Source organism: Streptomyces anandii JCM 4720, from assembly GCF_014650655.1.
Taxonomy (GTDB): domain Bacteria; phylum Actinomycetota; class Actinomycetes; order Streptomycetales; family Streptomycetaceae; genus Streptomyces; species Streptomyces anandii.
Genome location: NZ_BMVJ01000019.1, coordinates 143,529 through 145,182, shown reverse-complemented (window position 1 = coordinate 145,182; position 1,654 = coordinate 143,529). Strand labels below are relative to the sequence as shown.

The following is a 1,654-nucleotide window of genomic DNA, read 5'->3' as shown; positions in this document are numbered from 1 at the left end:
CGTGTCGGAATCCGCCGGGGAACCGGGGTCGGATACGTCCGGGAACGCGAGCACGACGACAGGGGGGCCAAGGAAAACGATTCGCCAGGCCGATCACCTGCCCGTGGGCGGCCGGACCGCCCCGGCGCGGCCGATGTCGGAACACGGCAGGCCACGGGGCCGAACGGGTGAGGGCAAGGCCCGGTGGTACCGGCCGGTCGCGGTACTGACCGACACCTGCGGCATCGGCGTCCCGCTGGCCGCGGCACTGTCCGCCGACGGCCAGGACGTGCCGGCGCTCGGCGGACTGGTCGGCGCCGGCGTGTGGGCGGCCATCCGGGTGTCCCGGCGCCGCTACGCCGCCCAGCGCCTCGGCGAGTCCTGGGGCGTCCTGGCCGCCGTGCGGGACTGGGTGCTGCTGGCGGGACTCCTGGCCCTGACGCTGATCCTGACCGACCCGGAGAACGGGCCGCGGCCGAGCCTGGCGCTCGCCGCGCTCACCCCCGGACTGGTGCTGAGCGCGACCGTCGCGCCGATGACCAAGCTGCACCTGAACCGGCAGCGGCGGGAGGCCCGGGCCGTGCGCCGGGCGCTGGTGGTGGGCGAGCCCACCGCCGTGGACCAGGTCGTCGGCCGCCTCGCCTCCCGCACCGACCACCCCTACGTCGCCGTGGGCGTCGTCCCGGTCGGCACGCAGAGCCCGCAGTGCGGGATGCCCGTCGCCCAGCGGCTGGCCGCCGCTGCCGCCACCCACGCGGACCGCGCCGCCGAGGCGCAGGCCGTGCTGCGCGCCGCGGCCGACCTGGGCGCGGACGTCGCCCTGGTGGCGCCGGGCCTGCGGATGACCGGCGAGCGGCTGCGGCACGTGGCCTGGGCCCTGCACGGCGCGGGACTGCAGCTCGCCGTGGTGCCCGGCCTCGCCGAGGTCGCCGAGGCGCGTGTACGCCCCACCACCGCCGCAGGACTGACCGTGCTTCAGGTCGCGCCGCCCGCCCAGGAGTTCGGGCAGCCCTGGCTGAAATCCTCGCTGGACCGCGCCGGTGCGGCCCTCGGACTGGTCCTGCTCGCCCCGCTGTTCGGGGCGCTGGCGCTGGCCGTGCGCTGCACCTCGCCGGGACCGGTGTTCCACCGGCAGACGCGCTGCGGGCTCGGTGGGCGACCGTTCACCATGTGGAAGTTCCGCACCATGGTCGCCGACGCCGAGGCCCGTCTGGCGGAGCTCGCGCGCTCGGGCGCCAACCAGCACGACGGGCACATGTTCAAGATGCGGCGCGATCCGCGTGTCACCCCGCTCGGCTCGGTGCTGCGCCGGCTGTCCCTGGACGAACTGCCCCAGCTCCTCAACGTGCTCAAGGGTGACATGTCCCTGATTGGCCCGCGGCCGCCGCTGCCCGACGAGGTGGCCCACTACAGCCCCACCGAGCTGCGGCGCCTGGCCGTCAAGCCGGGCATGACCGGGCTGTGGCAGGTCAGCGGGCGCTCGGACCTGTCCTGGGACGAGACGGTCTCGCTGGACCTCTGGTACGTCGACAACTGGTCGGTCGCCACCGACGTGGAGATCATGACCCGGACCCTGCGCGCCGTCGTCGACGGCCGCGGGGCGTACTGAGGGGGCCGCGATGTCCACCACCCGCTCACGGGGCCCGTCGGTGCGCCGGGCCCCGGAGCCGGTTCC

At 75.7% G+C, this 1,654-nt stretch carries 1 protein-coding gene; it reads left to right on the top strand.

What is annotated here, in order from left to right; all coding sequences use genetic code 11:
- The first annotated feature begins 133 nt into the window (after nucleotides 1-133).
- The gene (locus IE249_RS28140) at nucleotides 134-1,588 is read left to right on the top strand and encodes a sugar transferase (RefSeq protein WP_189709178.1); all 1,455 of its coding nucleotides are present in this window, start codon (nucleotides 134-136) and stop codon (nucleotides 1,586-1,588) included.
- Nucleotides 1,589-1,654: the final 66 nt, after the last annotated feature.

What these genes read in the sequence shown, in the direction of transcription:
- IE249_RS28140 (WP_189709178.1), top strand. Translation starts at nt 134, where the DNA reads ATGTCGGAACACGGCAGGCCACGGGGCCGAACGGGTGAGGGCAAGGCC.